General features: G+C 38.5%; 21 protein-coding genes. 5 read left to right on the forward strand and 16 right to left on the reverse strand.

Features of this window, described 5'->3' with window-relative positions; all coding sequences use genetic code 11:
- Window positions 1-57 precede the first annotated feature (57 nt).
- Both HNR43_RS09595 and HNR43_RS09600 read right to left on the reverse strand, forming a co-directional pair.
- Complete coding sequence (locus HNR43_RS09595) at window positions 58-1494, reverse strand: NAD(P)/FAD-dependent oxidoreductase (protein WP_183243375.1); 1437 nt, start codon at window positions 1492-1494, stop codon at window positions 58-60.
- A 145-nt stretch (window positions 1495-1639) separates the two neighbouring features.
- Window positions 1640-2578 carry a magnesium transporter CorA family protein gene (locus HNR43_RS09600; protein WP_183243377.1) on the reverse strand — a complete coding sequence of 313 codons (939 nt, stop codon included), beginning with the start codon at window positions 2576-2578 and terminating at the stop codon, window positions 1640-1642.
- A gap of 321 nt (window positions 2579-2899) precedes the next feature.
- Between HNR43_RS09600 and HNR43_RS09605 the strand changes: the two genes are divergently transcribed.
- On the forward strand, window positions 2900-3187 hold the full coding sequence (locus HNR43_RS09605; protein ID WP_246346294.1) for a HesB/YadR/YfhF family protein: 288 nt from the start codon (window positions 2900-2902) through the stop codon (window positions 3185-3187).
- A gap of 18 nt (window positions 3188-3205) precedes the next feature.
- Here the strand turns inward: HNR43_RS09605 and HNR43_RS09610 are convergent, their stop codons facing one another.
- The 10 genes from HNR43_RS09610 to HNR43_RS09655 all read right to left on the reverse strand — a co-directional run bounded on the left by HNR43_RS09610 (window position 3206) and on the right by HNR43_RS09655 (window position 10799).
- Window positions 3206-3625, reverse strand: coding sequence for an acyl-CoA thioesterase (locus tag HNR43_RS09610; protein WP_183243381.1), 420 nt, complete (start codon window positions 3623-3625; stop codon window positions 3206-3208).
- A gap of 125 nt (window positions 3626-3750) precedes the next feature.
- On the reverse strand, window positions 3751-3978 hold the full coding sequence (tlp, locus tag HNR43_RS09615; RefSeq protein WP_183243383.1) for a small acid-soluble spore protein Tlp: 228 nt from the start codon (window positions 3976-3978) through the stop codon (window positions 3751-3753).
- A 131-nt stretch (window positions 3979-4109) separates the two neighbouring features.
- Window positions 4110-4253: an acid-soluble spore protein N gene (locus HNR43_RS09620; RefSeq protein ID WP_003396082.1), complete on the reverse strand. Its 144-nt coding sequence runs from the start codon at window positions 4251-4253 to the stop codon at window positions 4110-4112.
- A gap of 34 nt (window positions 4254-4287) precedes the next feature.
- On the reverse strand, window positions 4288-4419 hold the full coding sequence (locus HNR43_RS09625) for an FbpB family small basic protein (RefSeq protein ID WP_183243385.1): 132 nt from the start codon (window positions 4417-4419) through the stop codon (window positions 4288-4290).
- 80 nt (window positions 4420-4499) lie between these two features.
- Window positions 4500-5021 (reverse strand): peroxiredoxin family protein, encoded by a 522-nt coding sequence (locus HNR43_RS09630; protein ID WP_183243387.1) that lies wholly within the window; start codon window positions 5019-5021, stop codon window positions 4500-4502.
- A 47-nt stretch (window positions 5022-5068) separates the two neighbouring features.
- A complete protein-coding gene (locus HNR43_RS09635) occupies window positions 5069-5209 on the reverse strand; it encodes a hypothetical protein (RefSeq protein ID WP_009361292.1) in 141 nt (46 codons plus the stop codon).
- A gap of 56 nt (window positions 5210-5265) precedes the next feature.
- Entirely contained in the window at window positions 5266-5538 is a 273-nt protein-coding gene (locus tag HNR43_RS09640; protein WP_183243389.1) for a YpbS family protein, read from the reverse strand.
- The gene (locus HNR43_RS09645; protein ID WP_183243391.1) at window positions 5531-9157 is read right to left on the reverse strand and encodes a dynamin family protein; all 3627 of its coding nucleotides are present in this window, start codon (window positions 9155-9157) and stop codon (window positions 5531-5533) included. The genes HNR43_RS09640 and HNR43_RS09645 overlap by 8 nt, the downstream gene beginning before the upstream one ends.
- Window positions 9158-9231: 74 nt before the next feature.
- Window positions 9232-9738 (reverse strand): isoprenylcysteine carboxyl methyltransferase family protein, encoded by a 507-nt coding sequence (locus tag HNR43_RS09650; RefSeq protein WP_246346292.1) that lies wholly within the window; start codon window positions 9736-9738, stop codon window positions 9232-9234.
- Window positions 9735-10799 carry a type III polyketide synthase gene (locus HNR43_RS09655; RefSeq protein ID WP_183243395.1) on the reverse strand — a complete coding sequence of 355 codons (1065 nt, stop codon included), beginning with the start codon at window positions 10797-10799 and terminating at the stop codon, window positions 9735-9737. Before HNR43_RS09655 ends, HNR43_RS09650 begins: the two co-directional genes overlap by 4 nt.
- 261 nt (window positions 10800-11060) lie before the next feature.
- Here HNR43_RS09655 and HNR43_RS09660 point away from each other — a divergent pair, with 261 nt between their 5' ends.
- The 4 genes from HNR43_RS09660 (at window position 11061) to HNR43_RS09675 (ending at window position 14072) form a co-directional block, all read left to right on the forward strand.
- Window positions 11061-11516: a chemotaxis protein CheX gene (locus tag HNR43_RS09660; protein WP_183243397.1), complete on the forward strand. Its 456-nt coding sequence runs from the start codon at window positions 11061-11063 to the stop codon at window positions 11514-11516.
- Window positions 11517-11781: 265 nt separating this feature from the next.
- Window positions 11782-11931, forward strand: coding sequence for a cytochrome c oxidase subunit 2A (locus HNR43_RS09665; RefSeq protein ID WP_009361298.1), 150 nt, complete (start codon window positions 11782-11784; stop codon window positions 11929-11931).
- A gap of 21 nt (window positions 11932-11952) precedes the next feature.
- The gene (locus HNR43_RS09670; RefSeq protein ID WP_006318623.1) at window positions 11953-12426 is read left to right on the forward strand and encodes a cytochrome c oxidase subunit II; all 474 of its coding nucleotides are present in this window, start codon (window positions 11953-11955) and stop codon (window positions 12424-12426) included.
- A complete protein-coding gene (locus HNR43_RS09675) occupies window positions 12423-14072 on the forward strand; it encodes a b(o/a)3-type cytochrome-c oxidase subunit 1 (RefSeq protein WP_183243399.1) in 1650 nt (549 codons plus the stop codon). Before HNR43_RS09670 ends, HNR43_RS09675 begins: the two co-directional genes overlap by 4 nt.
- A gap of 25 nt (window positions 14073-14097) precedes the next feature.
- Here HNR43_RS09675 and HNR43_RS09680 read toward each other — a convergent pair whose 3' ends face one another.
- From HNR43_RS09680 to HNR43_RS09695, 4 genes are all read right to left on the reverse strand, one after another.
- Window positions 14098-15612, reverse strand: a complete 1515-nt coding sequence (locus HNR43_RS09680; protein ID WP_183243401.1) for a carboxypeptidase M32 — start codon at window positions 15610-15612, stop codon at window positions 14098-14100.
- Between the two features lie 54 nt (window positions 15613-15666).
- Window positions 15667-17595 carry an ATP-dependent DNA helicase gene (locus HNR43_RS09685; RefSeq protein WP_183243403.1) on the reverse strand — a complete coding sequence of 643 codons (1929 nt, stop codon included), beginning with the start codon at window positions 17593-17595 and terminating at the stop codon, window positions 15667-15669.
- A gap of 99 nt (window positions 17596-17694) precedes the next feature.
- Window positions 17695-18846, reverse strand: coding sequence for a THUMP domain-containing class I SAM-dependent RNA methyltransferase (locus HNR43_RS09690; RefSeq protein ID WP_183243405.1), 1152 nt, complete (start codon window positions 18844-18846; stop codon window positions 17695-17697).
- Between the two features lie 6 nt (window positions 18847-18852).
- Window positions 18853-20586, reverse strand: coding sequence for a putative bifunctional diguanylate cyclase/phosphodiesterase (locus HNR43_RS09695; protein WP_183243407.1), 1734 nt, complete (start codon window positions 20584-20586; stop codon window positions 18853-18855).
- Window positions 20587-20633 lie beyond the last annotated feature (47 nt).

Here is a 20633-nt window from a genome sequence, read left to right on the forward strand (position 1 = left end):
ATGTCAACATTATTTTTATATAAGTTAACAAAAAGGATAGCTAGCGAGTCATTCTCGCTAGCTATACGTCTCTACAATATGTCGCGCAATCCATACCCCGCATGCCCCTGCTTGAGCCAGACCGCGTGTAATTCCTGCACCATCCCCCCCAACGTACAGCCCTGAAATTTCTGTTTCAAAACGTTCATTCAACTTGGGACGGGCAGAATAAAACTTCGCTTCTACACCATAAAAAAGTGTATGTTCTGAAGCGATGCCTGGGGTAACAACGTTTAGCGCTTCTGTCATTTCGATTAAACTTTTCATCGTGTTGTACGGGAGAACGAGTCCTAAATCTCCAGGAACGGCTTCCTTTAACGTCGGTTCGATAAATCCTTCTTTAATCCGTTTTTCTGTTGAACGTCTACCTTTTAAAATATCACCGTATTTTTGAACAATAATTCCCCCGTTAGATAGCGCATTTGCCAAACGGGAAATTTGATGTGCATATTCGTTCGGCTGGTCAAACGGATCCGAAAATTTATGGGAAACTAGGAGAGCAAAATTTGTATTGTTGCTTCCTAATTTCGGATCTTTATACGCATGACCATTAGCAAGCATAATGCCAGAATGGTTTTCAACAACGACATGACCAGAAGGGTTACTGCAAAACGTCCGAACTTGTGTGCCGACGGATGTATTAAAAATGAACTTTCCTTCGTACAAATGTGTATTAATTTCCTCCATAACAACGTTAGACGTTTCGACACGAACGCCGATATCGACTTGATTATTGATCATTTTCAATCCACGTCGCTTCAATATATTCGTTAACCAAGCTGACCCGTCACGTCCTGGAGCGATGACGACACGATCAGCATAAATCATATCCCCATTTTTTAATTGAATTCCTTTCACACGACTTGTACCATCTATTTTTTCCGTCAAAATATCGCTCACTTCTTCTTTAAACATCATATCAATGTGTGTACGCAAATATTCGTATATGCTCTTTAAAATCTCTAAGTTTTGTTCTGTACCAAGATGGCGAACTTGTGCGCGTAACAATTTCAATCCAGCTGCATAAGCACGCTTCTCAATTTCTCTCACTTCATCTGTAAGCGGATCCGTCAATGTATGTGTAGCACCATGCTTCAAGTTGATTTCGTCCACGTAACGAATGAGTTGTAACACCGTCGAATCAGGTAAATAATCGGTCATCCATCCACCGAACTCACTCGTAATGTTAAACTTACCATCTGAATAAGCCCCTGCTCCCCCAAATCCATTTGTAATTGAACAAGCAGGTAAACAACCTGCGTAATCTTTTTTTCCAACCGGTGGCGGACATTTTTCAATTTTCTTCTGCAAGATTGGGCAATTTCGTTTATAAATATCGTGCCCTTTATCAACCAGTAACACACGTGCCCCTGGTAGTTTTAATGTCAATTCATAACAAGTAAAAATTCCCGTTGGACCTGCTCCAACAACAATCACATCGTAACGATTGCTCATTATTCATCCCTCACCTTCTATTTCCCGAATGTTAATATACTAAATAGCACAAAATCAGTCAATAAAAACGATCTTTTTTTATTTTTTTTTATTTAATGTTCGTTTTTATTTAGGACACAAAAAAAGAACGGTACATACCGTCCTTTTAAAAATAACGTTTCTTCCAGAAAATAAACGCTGTAATACTCGAAAGAACGAAAGAAATACCTAAAGCAACTAAATACGCATACGGCTTATCTTGATATGGAATCGGAACATTCATTCCATAAAAGCTTGTCACCATCGTTGGAAAGGAGATGACAATTGTAATCGCAGCTAAAAATTTCATGACGATGTTCAAATTATTCGAAATGACGGAAGCGAATGCATCCATCATCCCACTTAAAATGCTACTATATACTTCTGTCATCTCAATAGCTTGCTTATTTTCAATAATGACATCTTCTAATAATTCTTGATCGTCTTCATACATCCGCAAATAATTTAAACGAAGTAAACGTTCCATCACGATATTATTTGCTTTTAATGATGTCGTAAAATAAACGAGACTCTTTTCTAAACTGAGTAAAGAAAACAACTCTTTATTTTGCATCGATTGATGTAGCTGTTTTTCAATTTCGCTTGTTTTTCGATTAATTTGCTTTAAATATCTTAAGTAATACGTAGAAATCATATATAACATTTGTAACGCAAAACGCGTTTTCATATACGTATAAAAATGTTTCACCTTATTTTTTGTAAACTCCTCAAAAATTGGATTTTCTTGAAGACAAACAGTAATGAAACAGGTGTTTGTAATAATCATTCCAATTGGAATGGTTTCATATGTTGGAATGTTTCCTTCATCGTACGTAATAATCGGAATATCAACGATGATGAGCACGTGGTTGTCTTCTTTTTCAATACGTGACCGCTCTTCATCATCGAGTGCATCTTTAATCGAGTCAATCGGAATATTAAGATGCTCTGCAATGTAGCGAATTTCACTTTCTGTTGGAGAAACGAGGTTTACCCAACAACCGTTTTTTAGCTCTTGAATTTCCTCTAATTTTCCTTGATCGTTAGATAAATAAATGTTCATCATGGCGTAACTCCCCCTATCTTCTCTACAAGAGGTAAGCGCCACTTTTTTGTCGTTGGAGCGCCTGTTTCGTTTGTGAGCAGTACGTTCCAGCGTCAAAAAACGAAGCTACTTCCCCTATTATTGCTGGTTCTGGTTCATTCGTGTTTGCCCTGCTCATAACGGAACTGTCACTCCTTTCTTTTTGACAATCATCACGGATTAATGATACATGTTTTGCCACGATTTGTATAGTTCCTTTTTTATTTTTTCTCAAAATGAGTGCGTAAAATAGAAAAAGATTTCGTATTCTTTTATAATCTTTTGTAAAGGATGGTGAATATGATGAACATATACATATGTGATCAAGCATTTCAGTGGTATAAAGAAGAACTCCAATTACAGCGTGGGGACTATGTTCGTTTTTTCGCTCGATATGGTGGATGTAGCAATGTACAAAAAGGCTTTTCTCTAGGAGTGAATAAGGAAGCGCCAATCGATGCAGCCATAATGTTAGAGAAAGATGGAATTATCTTTTTTATCGAACAGAACGATACGTGGTATTTTGATGGTCACGATTTACATGTTGAGTTTGATGAAAAACAAAACGAACCGATATTTATGTATAGATAAAAGCGGAATTTCCCGCTTTTATCTCTTTTTTGCGCGTTCATACGCTTCGTGCCAATCAGGAAAATATTTTCTAATCAAAACAGGTTGAAACGTCTCTTTCGTTACACAAACATGTTTCGAAGTTGCTGTTGCTGCTATTTCATTCGTTGGAGTTAACACTTCATACCCATAAACAACTCGAATACCATCGTATGATTCCACCCATGTTTTAATTGTGGCTGTTTCTCCGTATCGCAACGGTTTTTTATAGGAAATTTGTAAATCTATAACTGGTGACACAATTCCTCGTCTCTCCATGTCAGCATATTGAAAACCAAGCTGTTGAATAAAATGAGCTCGTCCTATCTCTAGCCAAATTAAGTAATTTGCGTGATAGACAATGCCCATTTGATCTGTTTCAGCATAACGAACTTCAATCTCTTTTTGTGAAATGATCATATTTTTCTCACTCTCCAAAATGACGATACTTTATCACCATTTTACCATAAACATGAGGAAAGCAGAAAATCCACACTTATAACGAAACAAAAGAAGACATACAAAAAGCCGCACATATGCGGCTTTTACAATTCATATCCGTTTTCTCGCGCTTTTGCCTCATCCTTAATTTCCGCACGCATCGCTTCAATTGCTTCTTCGCGACGGTGATTTTTCTCTCTAATTTTTTCGCGTTCCTCTGGAATAGCGAATGCCATCGTTTCTTCCGCCTTTTCAATATTTTCGAGCGTGTTTTGTACCATGTCCTGTAACTTTTCTACATTATCGCGACGGTCATCATGATTAGGCTTCATTTTATCATCCTCCTTATCAAAATAAAAATGTACACCCTTTATCGTGTACGTTTTTTTTGACGTTATACATATTATTTTGTTTATCATAAAAAAATTATGTAAACTATAATAAGGGCGAACATTCGCCCTTATTATTCCCCTTTCGTTTGAATCACTTGTGGATGTTGACCAGATTGATCTTGCATTTGCTTTCCTTTATTGCCGCCGGCTGCTCTCGGCTTCGTTCCAATATGTTGCGGCACAAATGGCTGTTGATTACTTTTTGGATTACCCATTTTTCATCCCCCTCTCCCTTGTAGTATGACCACATTACTCTGCTTTATGAAGCCAGCGTGTTTCCATTTTTTCTTCTAATTTTTCTAACGCACGGACATCGTTCAGTAGCTGTCGCTTATTTTCCATCACTAGCTCTGCAAATGTTCGTTTTCTTATTTTCCTCATCACGTATTCACCTACTTTTTGTTTTTTTCTATCTTTTCCAAACATAATGAAAAATATACAAAAAATAGCCGACTACTCGGCTATTTCCCCCATTTTTCTGCGTATCGCACCATTTGTTCGTATGACATGGGGCCAATTTGTTTTTCGCGAATAATTCCTTGGTGGTCAATAATAAACGATGTGGGGATTGGTTGAATGTCATATTGTTTCATCACATCGCCATCAACATCTAATACAACTGGAAATGTTAAATGGTAATCTTTAATAAACTCACGTACCTTTTCTTGTGAATCTCTCACCATTACATTTACAGCTACAATTTCTATTTGTCTATGATACTGTTCATAAAATGTTTGCATATCTGGCATTTCTGCGCGACACGGCGGACACCACGTCGCCCAAAAATTCACAATAACCGCTTTCCCGCGCAGTTGTGAAAGTTGAACCGTTTTCCCGTCAGTTGTTTGTAGGGAAAAATCAGGAGCCTTCATTCCTACATGAATACCGGTTGCTATTGTTTGTCTTTCCGTCATATGTTCCCAAAGCATATATGCAAAAAAACTAAATAAAACAATGATGGCAAACCACTTTTTCATCAACATACCTACCCTTCTATTTGTCATCTCATAAGAAAAGGCGCGTGCGCGCCTTATCGAATATTTTTGTGTTCATTGCTCATTTTTTTTACTTCCACTTCAGCATATGAAGCAAATTCGTTATTGAAGTCATTTTTTTGCTTGGCGTTATTGTTTCGTTGTGCATTTGCGTTTCCTAATTTTGTTCGTCCCATTGTTTCATACCCTCCTTTTCGTACACAAATAGTATGCACGAATGGGACGTTTTACACTACGATGATTGATTATTTAATTTTTGGACATATTCCTTTACCATGTCAACCGTCACATATTTTCGTTGTGGTACAATCCCATTTTTCGCTAGTTCATTTATTTGTTTTGTCACTTCGTTAATCTTGTGTACAGAAAATGACTCTCCTCGTTGACATAAAGCAACTGCTTCTTCAATATACATCTCCCGTTTCGCATCTAGCTCGACAAATGCTCGAACGAGTGCGTGTTGTTTTTGTGAATGCGCTGTAATTGCTTGATGAACTTCACTCATCATTCATTCCTCCAATCATATCGTAAATGCGTTGCAATTCATCTATTGATGCTTGAGCGGTTAATGCCGAAAGTAAACCTGCAAAATGTTCATTCATCTGTTCACACATATGACAATGAAGCCGCTCAATAACGGTACTCCATTGTTTTGTATAATGCGCAAGCAAGCGTTGTTTTTGTTCATTTATATACGCTACAACCGGCTCGTGTAGTTGTCGTTCTAATTGTTCTTTCATCAACCGCTTTTCATCTTTTTCAAAAAATGATTTCGCATTTTTGTACAACGATAGCGCTGGTTTAAATATACTGCGCTCTAGTTGTTCAAAAGCAAGTGGAAATTCCAATGTTGGAAAAACAGGAAGATCGACTTTTGTTACAATGAGATCATGAACTTCCTTCCACTGTTTCTCTAACGCCATAAAATGAAGATCATAACGTTTGCTTATAAACGCTTCCATGCGCAAGCTAGTCGCTCGCATTTCTTGCGCCAAATCGAATCCAATGGAATACAACAATTCGTCTAAACATAATTGTAACACTTTTTTTATATTTGCTTGTCGATCATGAAGAACGGACGGATTAAACGACTCTTTAAACCAATCTGACAAACGGAAAAAAACGCGTTGTTGAATGTAATAAACTAACTCATTCAATTCTTGTTCGATTGCATGAATGTCATGATTTGTTTCGTATTGTTCGATGATCCGCTCAAGCTGTCGTTTCTCTTGTTGTAATGTTTGTAGCTTCTTGCGTTTTATATCATCGCTTTGTTTTGCTTCTGCAATATATTCTGCTAACCGTTTGTGCGCTTGTTTCATTTGTAAACGGGCGGAAGCTATCGCTAACGAACCGATCTCTCGATGAATAAATGGATAAAAGGCTTGCTCAAACGTGCTCATTCCTGAATTTGATAATACGTCATGTTTAAATGTTTCCCCGTTCTTTTCGGCAAGCGCCCATTTACTCGATAATGGAAAAAGACGAGGATGACGAATGCCAAATTGTAAAAGCTGATCTTTTATATAGTGAACAACGGCTTGTAATTCCTCTGTTGTATGCGCTAAATCAGCTGCATTAATAATAAAAAACATTTTATCTAAACTAAACGTATCTTTTACCCGACCAAGCTGAATTAAAAATTCGCGATCCGCTTTTGAAAACGCATGGTTATAATATGTGACAAAGAAAATCGCATCAGCATTTTTAATGTAGTTAAATGCGACTCCTGTATGACGAGCGTTGACAGAATCTGCCCCTGGTGTATCGACAAGAATGATGTTTTCACGAGTTAATGGGCAATCATAATATAACTCAATCCATTCAACAAAACACGATTTCGTTTCATTCGCTACATATTCGTCAAATTGCTCCAGTGAAATCGTAAGTAAGTGTCCAAGCTGTTCTTTCATTTGTTCATACCCACGCACAACGGCTTGTAAAAATGCCCAATGTACCCGTTCTTTTGCTTCAACATGGTGATTTCGAATCGCCTTTTCGCTTTCTTCGATCGCCTCTTGCAATGAATGAACTTGTACACCGAAAAAACGCAAGGAGTGTTGTAAATCGTTTAAAAGCTGTTGCTCCGTCTTTACTTGTACGACAACGGTTCCATGTGGATGCTCATCTGTTGGTGGAACAATTTTATTAATTGTCGCCGTTGTTGGATGTGGCGAAACAGGTAAGACGTGTTCGCCGATTAACGCATTTGCAAACGAAGATTTTCCAGCACTAAAAGCTCCGAATAGGGCAATCGTAAACGTCCGTTGTTGAAGCTGGCGAACCTTTTCTCCCATTTCTTTCGCTAATTGTTTCAATCCTTCAATCGAAGCAATCATTTGGCTAACCGTACGCAATTTTTCAATCATTTGTTCAACCGTCTCGCTCGTCGTTTGTGCTGGTGGAATTGGCTGTTCTTCTTGTATCTTTTCGTTCGCACGGGAAACTTCTTCTGTCTTTCGTTTGTTCGATCGCATCATAAACGTCTCATGAATAAACGGATAAACGGCTTCATCGCTTAGTGGCTTTGCCGTTTCGACAGTTTTTCGCAACTGTTGACGCACATGTTCACGTTGACGCGCAAGTTGTTTTAATCGTTCCCAACGCGAATGTTCCTCGGTGAGCTGTGCAAATTGTTGCTCATACATCGCTAATTGTTGTTGTGCTTTTCCTTTTTCAATCATTTGCTCGACTAGTTGAAGGGCTATGTCGCGATATGAGCGTTTGATTTCGGTTGCTAGATCGTTCGTATACGTTAAAACATAATCTCCCGTGACAAGCGGTTGATTCGGTTTCCGTTCAGCAAGCCATTGTTCAGAAAAAGGAACTGTTAATTGTTGAATATGATGTAACAATTCATGATCACGGATATCATATTGCTCGTAAAACCGTTTCAACAAGTCACGAATGTGCCATTCCAACTGACTTTCAATTTTTTTATGTAAATCTTTATAAAAAGCACTCAATCTTTTTTCTCGTTCTTCCTCGGTTTTTTTCTTTGTAAATAAAAAGCCGACTTTAAAGTCCGATTGACATGCTTCTAAATAGGCACGCGCATATTCCCTCGTTTCATAAGGCATCATGTAGGCGTTATCTAATGTTGTTGCTAGCTGCTGTTCAACCTGTTGCTTAGCGGTTGACCATGTTTTCTTTATGTCATTAATCGTTTGCTCTATTTCTTCGATCTTTTTCAAAAGTTCCTGTTCATTATTAAACGAAAGCAATTGACGAATGTTTTGCTCTTCTTCTTCCTGTTGCGCAATCACTACTTGCATATGGTTATCAATCATTTGCTCGACCGCAACATGTATACTTTGTTGAAGTCGCTTATTTTTTTCGCCAAAAAGCGACTGTAATAGTTGTTTTAATGCTTCAAACTCGTTATATACATGGTTCTTTTGCTTTAACGACGTATAAAAAATGCGTTCAAATGCAACTCCCCATTGGTGAAACGCCTCTTCCACCGAGCGAGCAAATAGTGAAAACGGAAGCTCTTCTTCGCGATGTTTATCGATTTGATTCACAACTAAATATATCGTTTTTCCATACTGCGACAATCGCTTTGTAAACTCGAAGTTCATTTCCGCTTGGACATGGTTGTAATCCATCACATAAAATACAACATCCGCTAAATGAAGAGCAGACTCTGTCGCCAAGCGATGAGCATCATCTGTCGAATCAATACCCGGTGTATCCATCAGTACAATTCCACTCGGAATCGCATCTGTTTCATCGCTAATTTCAATCATATCGATAGTATCACCGTCTCGACAAAACGTTTTTACTTCTTCGTAATCGTAAGGAGCAACATATTGAATCGGCTCACTAGCTTTATAATATACGCGCGCATACGGTTTCCCCGCTTTTACTTTGACAAGATTTGCACTCGTTGGAATTGGACTAGATGGTAAAAGCGGAGCCCCAATCAATTCGTTAATTAAACTGGACTTTCCAGCAGAAAAATGACCACAAAAAGCAATCGTAAACTCTCCATCATACGCTTTTTTAATCAATTGTTTTGTTTTTTTAGCTTGCACTGTGTCGCCTATCTCAACAAATTGATCATGAAGTGCAATTAAGCGGTATATCCATTGTTGCAACGGTTCTGTTTGTGTTTTTTGCATTTTTCCCCATACCCCTTTTAAAAAATCTACCTTCATTTTACTGTAGTTCACAAAAAAAATACATAAAAATTCCCCTACTTATGAGGGGATTTTAATAAACGTAGCGCCTGTTCCTCCACACGAATACGGATCGATAAAAGGTACGCGTTCCATACTGTAAATATGAAAGCCGTCCAATATGCTTGAAACATAAGGGGAATAATAATAAATTCAAGGACAACAACAAAATAATTGGGATGTCGAAACCATCGATACGGCCCTTTCTGTATCCGTTCTGTATTTGGCAATACAATAATTTTCGTATTCCAACACCGTCCTAGTGAAGCGATGATCCAAAAGCGAAACAGTTGTAAAATGATAAATATGTTAAACAAAAATGACCATAAAGTCGGTTCGCGTTTCTTCCTCCCTTCCATCAAAAGCGAAACAAAAAATAAACTATGCATACAAACGATATATTTATAATGATGTTGTCCGAATTCTTTTGCTCCTCTCTTCTTCATCCATCGTTCATTTCTTTTTGCCCAGTACAACTCAACAAATCGTTGAACAATTAAAAAGAAAAACACGTTCCATTTCATGATTTTTCTCCCCATTTTAACAATAGAAGCTCACAGCTAAATCCAGGCCCCATCGCCATCATTAAGCCATGTTGTTGAGTGATAGATTGTTGTAAAAAACGTCGTAAAACAGCAAGCACAGTTACTGAAGACATGTTTCCGTACTCTCGTAAAACATGAATTGCGTGAGTTAACGTATTTTCATCTATATGTAAACCATCTTGATAGGCATCAAGCACTTTTTTACCACCTGGATGTACAACAAAATGTTCAATTTGCGAAACATCAAGCCCGTTTTTCCGTAAAAAAAATTCCGTGATTTCACCGATCGACTGACGAATAATAGTCGGAATATGCCTAGAGAACACAACGTAAAACCCTTTATCTCTTATATCCCACCCCATGATATCTTCCATGTTACGCATAAATATCGATTGCATATCGACCACTTGCGGAGCTATACTTTGCAACTGCACATCATCTCCTACAATACACACACAACCTACTCCATCAGCAAATAGTGATGTACCAATAAAATTGCTTTTTGACACATCCTCAAGTTGAAAAGTGAGACTGCAAAATTCTACCGCAAGGACAAGTACTTTCGCTTTTGGATATGCTCGACAGTAATCTACCGCGCGAGCAATGCCGGCTGCTCCCCCTGCACATCCGAGCCCCCATATAGGGATGCGTTTCGTATGTATCGAAAAAGGAAGTTCGTTCATTATTCTCGCCTCAATGCTCGGTGTAGCAATCCCAGTCGTTGAAATATAAAAGATGGCTTCAATGTCTTCAAAATATATATTGGCGCTCTGCAAACAACGTTCGATTGCCTCTTTCCCATATCGAACGGCATGTTCAATATACAGCCCGTTTTTTTCAGCAAATGAATGCTCTGTCATATACCAATCTAGTGGTTGTACAAACGTTCTTGACTGAATATGGTCGTGTTCAAAAATGCATAATAGACGGTCAATATGTTCGTAACGATGTTGAAACATACGCTTTATGGCATTCATCACTTCTTTTTGCGAAACGCGATAAGGAAGTTCAGCTAATTCCACTGCAACGATGCTCGGCATACATTTCCCTCCTTTCATTATTGATAATATTTTTCTGATAAAGAAATTTTATACATATTAAGTAAAAAAGCTTTCCTCACGTGAATTAGGAGGAAAGCTTTCGACGTTTTGAAAGGAGGTATGTTGTTGTGCACTTTCATTATAACGCAATTTATTGTTTCGTCACTATGTTTTTTGTTTTTTCTTTGTCTGGATTCGTCGAAAAGTGATGTAATTGAAGTGAAAAATTTGTTATGATGAAGAAAAAAAGGGGGTCGTTTTATGGCTTTAGGTGAAAAAATTACAACGATTTTAAATGGAACGATCGAGTCGATTCGTTCTGTCATCCCACTAACGATGACAATTGACAAACCTTCATTATTTACACAACCTTTCACCCAAACGTCCATTAGTGTATTGATTGGAATGACCGGAGACTTACGCGGACGTCTTATGATTGAAGGGCATGAAACGATGTTTGGAAGTATCGGAGAAACGATGTTCGGTATGCCTTTAGAGGGCGAAATGCTCGAATCGTTTACTGGTGAACTTGGTAATATGATTGCAGGAAACTTAGCGACGATCGTATCTCAAAACGGAATTACAATCGATATTACTCCTCCTACTGTTCTCGTTGGTCAAACAAAAATTTATGGTTTTGATAAAGCATTTCGTGTGCCCATTCACTTTGAAAGCAAGGGGGAATTACAGCTTATTCTAACAATTGATAACGAATGAGGACGAAGAGAAGCTTGCGTTTGTGAGCTTCTTTTTATTTTCTAACCATCTTTTTCTAAATATTTCACATTTTTTTCACAACCTCACAAAATTCATGTGACAAAAGTCACAGCTACTCCTTATTTTTACGGTTATGATGATGGTAAAGTAACGAATGAACAATTTGTGAAATGTACTAGGAAAACGTTTCATTTCGCAAATTGTTTTGTATGATGTAAGTGTATACATTTCTAATTAAGGTTTATTAAGGAAAGGAGGAGCGCAAATGAAAACTCAATTAAACACAAACACACCAAAAACAAAAGTAGAGAAAGAACCTGCATTAAAAGGAACGCTCGCTTCTGTTTTGTTTTTGGGATTTTTCCTCATTTTCACGTGGGTAAGCGTATATTTCTTGTTTTTGAATCGTTTATAGAGAGAAGGGAGACGAGGCGTTATGCACATGCATAAATATGAAAAAATTTGGCTGTTTTTCGGCATCGGTTCATTATTCGTATTTTTAGCTGTCTTAGGGGTTGGTGCATTCGCACAAGGAACACAGCCACCAAGCTGTTTAACAACGATCGATCCAGAAAAAGTCGATCAAACACCACCTTTTGATAAACCAGGACTTGTAAAAACGGGAGATAACGAATATCAACTAAATATCGTTGCTTCTGCATTTGCGTATACACCGAATCAAGTAGAAATCCCAAAAGGAGCAAAAGTAACGATTAACGTAGCAACAAAAGACGTCATTCACGGATTTGAAATGGCGGGAACAAACGTAAATATGATGGTTGAACCTGGTTATGTAAGTAGTTACACACAAACATTCGATAAAGTCGGTGAGTATGTCATTTTATGTAACGAATATTGCGGTGCCGGTCACCACTTAATGACGGCGAAAGTGAAGGTGGTTGAACAATGATGAACGAAACTTGGAAAGTAGATGCACGTGATGGCAAATTAGCAATGGCCCATATTTATGTCGCTTTCGTTGCACTTGCGTTAGGAGGACTTGCCGGTCTATTACAAGTGCTTGTGCGCTCAGGAAAATTTGAATTGCCAGCAGGTATTAGCTATTATACGATTTTAACAACTCACGGTGTATTACTCGGACTTGTTTTAACTACATTCTTTATCATTGGTTTCCAATTTGCAGCTGTCAGTCGTACGGCCGGAACGCTTTCTGATCGCGTACGATTTTGGGGATGGGTCGGTTTTTGGCTCATGACAATCGGCACAGCAATTACTGCCTTTTACATTTTAATTGGTGAAGCTTCTGTTCTATATACATTTTATGCACCACTACAAGCTCATGCAGGTTTTTATATTGGACTAACACTTGTTGTTGTCGGGAGCTGGGTAAGCGGATTTGCGATGTTTGCTCACTATGCGAAATGGAAAAAAGCTCATCCTGGTCAAGTAAGTCCGTTACTTACGTTCATGTCTGTTGTTAACATGGTGTTATGGCTCGTTTGCTCGCTTGGTGTAGCTGCAACTGTATTATTCCAACTTATTCCTTGGTCATTAGGTTACGTTGATCGTATTAACGTACTTGTAAGCCGAACATTATTCTGGTATTTCGGTCACCCGCTCGTATATTTCTGGTTATTACCGGCATATATGATCTGGTATGCAATTATTCCGAAAATTATTGGCGGAAAAATGTTTTCTGATTCCCTTGCACGCATGTCGTTCATTTTATTCTTAATTTTCTCAATTCCTGTCGGTTTCCACCATCAACTTGTGGAACCTGGAATTGATCCAGCTTGGAAGTACTTACAAGTTGTCTTAACGTTTATGGTTGTTATTCCATCACTAATGACAGCGTTCTCGATGTTTGCAACGTTCGAGATGTACGGTCGTTCTAAAGGAGCAACAGGATTATTCGGATGGTTACGTAAACTCCCTTGGGGTGATGCTCGTTTCTTTGCACCGTTTATCGGTATGTTGTTCTTTATCCCTGCTGGTGCCGGTGGTCTTGTCAACGCATCACACCAATTAAACCAAGTTGTTCATAATACGATTTGGGTAACGGGTCACTTCCATTTAACATTAGCAACAACTGTTGTATTAACATTCTTTGGCGCAGCTTATTGGCTCATCCCACATTTAACGGGACGTGTGATGACAAAGGCGATGAACCGTTTAGCAATTATTCAAACGATCGTTTGGTCGATTGGTATGATTTTTATGTCTAGCGCAATGCACTTTGCTGGGTTGCTCGGCGCTCCACGTCGTTCAGCGTTTTCAACATACGGAGATGCACCACAAGCGCTAGAGTGGATTCCTTATCAAATCGCTCAAGCAGTTGGGGGAACAATTTTGTTCATCGGTATTATTCTTGTACTCATTATCGTTACAAACTTAGCATTTTTCGCTCCAAAAGGTGAGACAGAGTTCCCTGTCGCAGAAGTTGCTGAACAGGCTGAGCGTACGCCGCTCGTATTTGAAAACTGGAAATTATGGATCGGTATTGCTGTTGTACTCATTTTGATCGCATATACTGTTCCATTTATCGATATGATCCAAAATGCACCTCCTGGCTCAAAAGGATTTAAACTTTGGTAAAAAACCGGGCAAATGCCCGGTTTTTTTATAGTCGATAAATATGTTTATATTTTTCTTCCAAATAGCAAATCAAGTAAGCTGGATTTAACCCTTCTCCAGTTACTTCATGTAAAATGTCAAGCGGTTTTTTCGTTTTCCCAAATTGGTGAATATGCGTTGTCAGCCATTCACGAATACGCACGAACTCTCCGTTTTCGATCAACTCACCAAAGTTTGTAAACTCTTTCTCCATCGCGTGTTTAAACTGTGCTGCATACATATATCCAAGGGCATACGATGGAAAATAGCCAAAACTTCCCCCGGCCCAATGTACATCTTGAAGAATTCCTTCTGCATCACGCTCTGGACGAATGCCTAAATACGCCTCGTATTTTTCATTCCAAATGTGTGGCAAATCTCTCACTTCAACCGCGCCATCAAACAATGCTTTTTCCATTTCATATCGAATAATAATATGTAATGGATACGTCAATTCATCCGCTTCAATGCGAATAAGAGACGGTTTTGACTCGTTAATTGCACGATAAAAATCATCCAATGAAACATCAGCAAAATGCGGAGCATATTGTTGCAATAAGCTATAATGTCGCTTCCAAAACGAATAATGACGTGCAATAAAATTTTCATAAAATAGCGATTGGGATTCATGAATGCCCATTGACGTACCATCGTAAAGCGGTGTACCTGCCCATTCTTTAGATATGTTCTGTTCATAAAGAGCGTGACCACATTCGTGAATCGTACCAAATATAGCCGTCCGAAAATCGTTTTCGTCATATTTCGTTGTAATTCGGACATCTCCTTCATTTAACGTTATCGCAAAAGGATGTGTGGTTTCATCGAGCCGCCCTGCATCAAAATCGTAACCTAATTCTTTTAAAAGCGCTAAACTAAATGCTCGTTGCTTTTCTTTCGGAAACGGCTGGAATAAAAAGCTTGTCTCCGGCTTATGTCGCGACTCGCTAATTTGTTGAACGAGCGGAACAATATGATCGCGTAATTTTGAAAACACGCTGTCTAGCAAATCAACAGTCACACCTGGTTCGTACAAATCTAATAACGTATTATATGGGTGTCCATTTGTCCCCCAGTATGTGATAAAACGTTTTGTAAAATCGACAAGCTGCTCTAAGTACGGTTCAAAAAGGGAAAAGTCAGATTTCGCTTTCGCTTCTTCCCATACACTTTCCGCTTTGGACTGTAAAATAACATATTGTTTATACTCATCAGCAGGAATTTTTTTATTTCGTTCGTACTCTTTCTGACATTCTACTAACGTATAACGGGTGACCGGTGACAATTGTTCCTGTACGGACTTCGCTGAAAGTTCCGCAATATATGCGGCCATTTGCTCTGAGGTCGACATATGGAATACATCTTGTGATAACATTCCGATCACTTCTGAGCGTTGATCAACCCCTTTTTTGGGAGCACCTGTACGCAAATCCCAATACATAAGCGAAATAGCTTCTTTGTACGCCATCATTTTTTTGACGTACTGCAAAAATTGCTTTTCAACAGCCTGAATATTTTTCTTCATCTTCTTCCCTCCATTCCTTTGTATCGTTATTCTACAATATTTACAAATATTCCTTTATTTTTGCTGTACATCTGTCGGTAATACACGTTTAATCGTTTCAATTACTTGCATTGGCTCATCGTCTGTCACAAAAATACATACGATTCCTCGATCGTCTCGTTGACGAATGAGGCGCCCTACCCCCTGTCGCAATCGTAAAACCATATACGGAACGTCCACTTCCCAAAACGGATTGTCCGTTTGTTTTCGCTTTGCCTGAAAAACGGGATCATTCGGTGGATAAGGGAGTGCCCAAATGATGACGTTGCTTAGTGACGGACCTGGAATGTCTAATCCTTCCCATAAATGTTGGGCACATAAAACCGTTTCCTCTTCATTTTGAAAACGAGAAACGAGTTCGCTAATTTCTTGATCCCCTTCAAATAAAAAGGTCAATCCGTCTTCTTGCTGAGCACGGGCTTTAAATTCATTTAATTGTTCACGTGTCGGGAACAATACAAGTGCACGCCCATTTGTTTCACGTATTTTTTCGATGGCGTACGCATATTTCTCTTCAAATATGCGTTCGTTATTCTCAAATATCGGCATATAAATCGTCATTTGTTCGTCATAATCAAATGGAGAATCAACATGAAATGATAAATATTCGTCGATGCCAAGACTTTTTGCCATATAATCAAATGATTTTTCATTCGATAATGTGGCAGATGAAAAAATAAATGGAATATGTTTAGAAAACACTTTTTCGCGCAACACTTCTTGTACCGTTCTTGGCATAATGACAAGCGTGTTTCCATCGAGTGACGACTCAAGCCATGTAATGGCATCACGATTATGAATGAATAAATATAACGAATGATGAATTTGGTCTAAATATTCATCAACAACTTTCAATTGATAATGGTCAATCGTATACGTTTCACTCTCAAATACGAGTTCGTCTCCAATTTGTTCTACTTTTGTTCGTAGCGTTTTTGCCAGTTGTAAAAGGGACGCAGTAAATGTTATTTCTTGACGATTAGATCCCGGTACCGCTTTAGCATGATTCATCAATTCATCAAAAAATCGTGCACTGAGTTCTAATGTATCCTCGATTAAATAAGCTAATTGTTCGCGAATATCATTTTCTAATAACCGAGAAAGCAACGTTTCTAATGTCGTTTCTTTCATACGATATGTTAACGCTTTTTGGGCAGCAAACTCTAATAAATGTCCTTCATCAAAAATGACACAACTCGCTTCTGGTAAAAGTGGTAACTGTCCTTCACGTTTTCGTGCTTCATACGTCCAAATATGTTCCATATAAAAATCGTGAGAACAAATAATCAAATCCGTTGCTTTGCGATAATAATCGCGCGATAACGTTTGACCACAACGATGACGCTTTTCACATGATAAACAGTCTTGAAACGGATCCCAAGCAATTTTTGACCATTGCTCGTCGCTTAAATGAGCATAATCTTTTCGATCGCCGTAATGGTAAAACGTTTGGAGCGGAGCATGATCATGGACAAATGGCGGCAATTCGTCAAAAATTTGCTCGTACAATTCTTCCTCTTCGGTCATTAATATATCGTCCAATTTGTTTAAACATAAATATTGGTCTGGTGACTTCGCTAAGCGGACATCAATGTTTATGTTTAAAACTCGTGAAATTTTAGCAATATCTCCTTCTTTTTTCACAAGTTGTTCAATTAGCGTTTCATCTGCGCAAGCAATAATGGCAGGTTTTCCGATATATCGTGCATAACAAATAGCATAAAGTAAATATACAATCGTTTTTCCCGTTCCTACCCCAGCTTCTGCAAACATCACTTTTTTCTCTTTAAATGCTCGCTCAAGCTGAAATGCCATAAAAATTTGCTCATCACGCAATTCAAACCCTGCTTCAGGTAAAATATCGTAAAACACGTCCCCAATCCATTCATTTAATTTATCAAAAAAATTTTCATTTTTACTTAATACAAACGGATATTTGCTCATATTTTTTAGCCCCTCCATTAATTTTAACGAAGTACACAAACATTAATTATCGACCAAAAAAAGAAAGAAGTCAATGAAGTTGAAAAGAAAAAGAAGCTGTCAATGAGACAGCTTTTCATATGAACGGGGTGGACGAGGTCCCCAAAATTGATAATATTGCGTTTCAATGAAACCATTGAATAGTTTTCGACGTTTTGTTGCTTGCTTCCCATACAACTGCTCAAAGTTGCGGTGAGATGTTAATATATAAATCGACCACGTATCGAGTGCAGCAAATGTTTTTCCCATTTCCCGATATAACTGTTCTACTTCTTCTTTTTCCCCTAATCGCTCACTATAGGGAGGATTGCCGACGATGACGCCGTACTCATCTTTCGTTCGAAAATCTTTCACCTGCATTTGTTTAAACGTAATTAAGTCGGCTAATCCTGCTTCTTGTGCGTTTGTTTTCGCGATGTCTACCATGCGATGATCAATATCAAAGCCGACAATATGTAGCGGTTGATCATAGCGCGCCAAATCTTCCGCCTCTTCCCTCGCTTCGTCCCAAAATCGAGATGGAATCCAACTCCATCGTTCAGATACAAAATCGCGGTTAAATCCTGGTGCAATATTTTGACCAATCAGTGCTGCTTCAATCGCAATCGTTCCAGATCCACAAAATGGATCAACAAATGGACGATCCGGATTCCAATTCGTTAACTGAACAAGCGCTGCCGCTAACGTTTCTTTTAATGGTGCTTCTCCTTGTTTGGTGCGATATCCCCTTTTGTGCAACCCCGCACCACTCGTATCGATTGTTAATGTGGCGATATCTTTATGTAAAGCAACTTCAATACGGAATTGTGCGCCTGTCTCCTCGAACCATGAAACGCCATAATGTTGTTTTAAATTTTCAACAATCGCTTTTTTTACGATCGCTTGACAATCGGATACACTAAACAATTTTGATTTAACCGACTTCCCAACAACAGGAAAATGGGCGTCCATAGGTAAAAACTGTGCCCACGGTAGCGCTTTTGTTTGTTCAAATAACTCATCAAACGTCGTTGCACGAAATTCCCCCACCTTCACTTTCACCCGATCGGCTGTGCGAAGCCATAAATTCGTGCGACAAATCGCTCGCTCATCTGCAACAAACATCACCCTCCCATTGTCCACTTGACAGTCATACCCGAGCGCCCGAACTTCATCTGCAACAATGGACTCGAGCCCCATTGCTGCAGTAGCAATTAATGTTATTTGCCCCATATTCATTCACCTTTCATTGATATATTCATCCCATTCTTGAATAAAGTGCTGCACCTCATCTATTGGCATCGGCTTAGCAATGTAATATCCTTGCACCATATCACATTGCTGTTTATTTAAAAATTCATATTGCTGCTCTGTTTCGACCCCTTCGGCCACGACAGATAAATGCAAATGATGCGCCATCATAATAATTGTTGAGACGATCGTCGCATCATCGCTATATAAAGATAGGCGACGAATAAACGATTGATCGATTTTTAAAATATCAATTGGAAAACGATGTAAATAACTTAATGAAGAAAAACCTGTCCCAAAGTCATCAATAGCTAGTTTAAAACCACACTGTTTTAACTGTACAAGTTTTTGAACAGATTCCTCTGCATTTGGCATAATCGTACTTTCCGTTAGTTCTAATTTAAAAAAGCGCGGATGTACATCGTTTTTTTTGACAATTGTTGACAACTGTTCAACAAAATCATCTTGTTGAAAATGAACAGCGGAAATGTTTATTCCGATTTTTATATGCGGAGCGAATTGATGAATCGCCTTCATATGTATACATGCTTGTTCGAATAGCCATTTTGTTATCGGAACAATCAATCCAGTTTCTTCTGCAAGCGGAATAAATTGCGCAGGGGAAACGAACCCGATATTTGGCTGTTTCCAACGCATTAATGCTTCAAGTGCCTCAATTTTCTTCGTTTTCATATTGACAATCGGCTGATAGCAAATGAATAATTCATTTCGTTCAAGTGCTTTTCGCAAATAATTTTCTAACATGACCACTTCGCTTTGGTAGTCCAACTTAGTTGTATATAATTCAAAGCGATTTCTTCCGCTTTCTTTCGCTTTTTGCATGGCGCGATCGGCTCGACGTAATAGTGTTTCCCCATCATCTCCGTCGTTTGGATACATGCTTATGCCGATGCTTGCTGACATATATACATCTTTTCCATTTAATATAAAAGGAGCTTGTAGTGATTCAATCATTTGTTCTGCTATGCTAACAGCTTCTTGAACATCTTTTAGTTTAGGTAAAATGACAACAAATTCATCTCCACCAATACGAGCTAACGTATCTTTCGTGCGCAATAGCTTTTTTAAACGATTGGCTACCTTTTTTAACAATACATCTCCATTGTAATGTCCAAGCTCATCGTTAATATATTTAAAGCGATCTAAGTCAAGAAACAAAATCGCTAATTGCTGATTGTAGCGACGTGCCATTTCAAGTAAATGTTGAAGACGTTTCGTAAATAATTGTCGATTTGGAACATTGGTCAACAAATCATAGTTCGATAATCGCGCAAGTTGCTCCATCGTTCGCTTATGTTGTGTCACATCTGAAAAGATCGCTACATAATGCGTCGGGTTTCCTGCGACATCATAAACGGCTTTGATCGTTAACCATTCGACGAACAACTCGCCATTTTTTCGTTTGTTCCAAATTTCTCCCTTCCAAACGCCGTGATCGCGTATCGTTTCCCACATATTCTCATAAAATGTTCGATCATGTAAACCAGAGCGAAGAATATTTGGTTTTTTTCCGAGCACTTCTTCTTGCGTATAACCCGTTACCGTTTCAAAAGCTGGGTTAGCTAATAAAATATGTCCTTCACTATCCGTCACAATAATTCCTTCGTCCGCTTCTTGAATAATGGCATGGGACACAGATAAAAATGTATCTAAACCAAACAAAGATGCTAACTTTTTGTCCACAACAAACTCTCCCCTCATATTCCCAAAAAACAAAAACTCCCCTGACGTTATGCAGGAGAGTGTTG

It is taken from the genome of Anoxybacillus mongoliensis (genome assembly GCF_014201515.1).
GTDB lineage: Bacteria > Bacillota > Bacilli > Bacillales > Anoxybacillaceae > Anoxybacillus > Anoxybacillus mongoliensis.

Excerpts from the sequence above, each read along its gene's own strand:
- HNR43_RS09595 (WP_183243375.1), bottom strand. The coding sequence starts at position 1,494 with ATGAGCAATCGTTACGATGTGATTGTTGTTGGAGCAGGTCCAACGGGA.
- HNR43_RS09600 (WP_183243377.1), bottom strand. The coding sequence starts at position 2,578 with ATGATGAACATTTATTTATCTAACGATCAAGGAAAATTAGAGGAAATT.
- HNR43_RS09605 (WP_246346294.1), top strand. The coding sequence starts at position 2,900 with ATGAACATATACATATGTGATCAAGCATTTCAGTGGTATAAAGAAGAA.
- HNR43_RS09610 (WP_183243381.1), bottom strand. The coding sequence starts at position 3,625 with ATGATCATTTCACAAAAAGAGATTGAAGTTCGTTATGCTGAAACAGAT.
- tlp (WP_183243383.1), bottom strand. The coding sequence starts at position 3,978 with ATGAAGCCTAATCATGATGACCGTCGCGATAATGTAGAAAAGTTACAG.
- HNR43_RS09620 (WP_003396082.1), bottom strand. The coding sequence starts at position 4,253 with ATGGGTAATCCAAAAAGTAATCAACAGCCATTTGTGCCGCAACATATT.
- HNR43_RS09625 (WP_183243385.1), bottom strand. The coding sequence starts at position 4,419 with ATGAGGAAAATAAGAAAACGAACATTTGCAGAGCTAGTGATGGAAAAT.
- HNR43_RS09630 (WP_183243387.1), bottom strand. The coding sequence starts at position 5,021 with ATGTTGATGAAAAAGTGGTTTGCCATCATTGTTTTATTTAGTTTTTTT.
- HNR43_RS09635 (WP_009361292.1), bottom strand. The coding sequence starts at position 5,209 with ATGGGACGAACAAAATTAGGAAACGCAAATGCACAACGAAACAATAAC.
- HNR43_RS09640 (WP_183243389.1), bottom strand. The coding sequence starts at position 5,538 with ATGAGTGAAGTTCATCAAGCAATTACAGCGCATTCACAAAAACAACAC.
- HNR43_RS09645 (WP_183243391.1), bottom strand. The coding sequence starts at position 9,157 with ATGCAAAAAACACAAACAGAACCGTTGCAACAATGGATATACCGCTTA.
- HNR43_RS09650 (WP_246346292.1), bottom strand. The coding sequence starts at position 9,738 with ATGAAATGGAACGTGTTTTTCTTTTTAATTGTTCAACGATTTGTTGAG.
- HNR43_RS09655 (WP_183243395.1), bottom strand. The coding sequence starts at position 10,799 with ATGCCGAGCATCGTTGCAGTGGAATTAGCTGAACTTCCTTATCGCGTT.
- HNR43_RS09660 (WP_183243397.1), top strand. The coding sequence starts at position 11,061 with ATGGCTTTAGGTGAAAAAATTACAACGATTTTAAATGGAACGATCGAG.
- HNR43_RS09665 (WP_009361298.1), top strand. The coding sequence starts at position 11,782 with ATGAAAACTCAATTAAACACAAACACACCAAAAACAAAAGTAGAGAAA.
- HNR43_RS09670 (WP_006318623.1), top strand. The coding sequence starts at position 11,953 with ATGCACATGCATAAATATGAAAAAATTTGGCTGTTTTTCGGCATCGGT.
- HNR43_RS09675 (WP_183243399.1), top strand. The coding sequence starts at position 12,423 with ATGATGAACGAAACTTGGAAAGTAGATGCACGTGATGGCAAATTAGCA.
- HNR43_RS09680 (WP_183243401.1), bottom strand. The coding sequence starts at position 15,612 with ATGAAGAAAAATATTCAGGCTGTTGAAAAGCAATTTTTGCAGTACGTC.
- HNR43_RS09685 (WP_183243403.1), bottom strand. The coding sequence starts at position 17,595 with ATGAGCAAATATCCGTTTGTATTAAGTAAAAATGAAAATTTTTTTGAT.
- HNR43_RS09690 (WP_183243405.1), bottom strand. The coding sequence starts at position 18,846 with ATGGGGCAAATAACATTAATTGCTACTGCAGCAATGGGGCTCGAGTCC.
- HNR43_RS09695 (WP_183243407.1), bottom strand. The coding sequence starts at position 20,586 with ATGAGGGGAGAGTTTGTTGTGGACAAAAAGTTAGCATCTTTGTTTGGT.